Origin of the sequence: Pseudomonas sp. SIMBA_041, assembly GCF_046535095.1 — a bacterium.
Lineage (GTDB): Bacteria > Pseudomonadota > Gammaproteobacteria > Pseudomonadales > Pseudomonadaceae > Aquipseudomonas > Aquipseudomonas mucoides.
Genome location: NZ_JAWRXJ010001050.1, coordinates 1 through 229, shown reverse-complemented (window position 1 = coordinate 229; position 229 = coordinate 1). Strand labels below are relative to the sequence as shown.

General features: G+C 62.0%; 1 pseudogene. It reads left to right on the top strand.

Annotated features, from left to right (window positions below):
* Positions 1–229, top strand: a pseudogene (locus SB725_RS34315) (glycosyltransferase); the annotation flags it as partial.

Sequence of the window (229 nt, the reverse complement as noted above, 5' to 3'; positions counted from 1 at the left end):
CGGCCAACGAGGGCGAACACAAGGAAGACCTGACGGCCCTGGGCATTCGTGAATGCCCGATCGAACTCAACAACGCCAGCTTTGACTGCTTCGTCGCCGAGCTGGCACCGGACATCGTGCTGTTCGACCAGTTCATGATGGAGGAACAGTTCGGCTGGCGGGTGGAGCAGCATTGCCCGAATGCCCTGCGGGTGCTGGAGACCTCCGACCTGCAATGCCTGCGCCATGC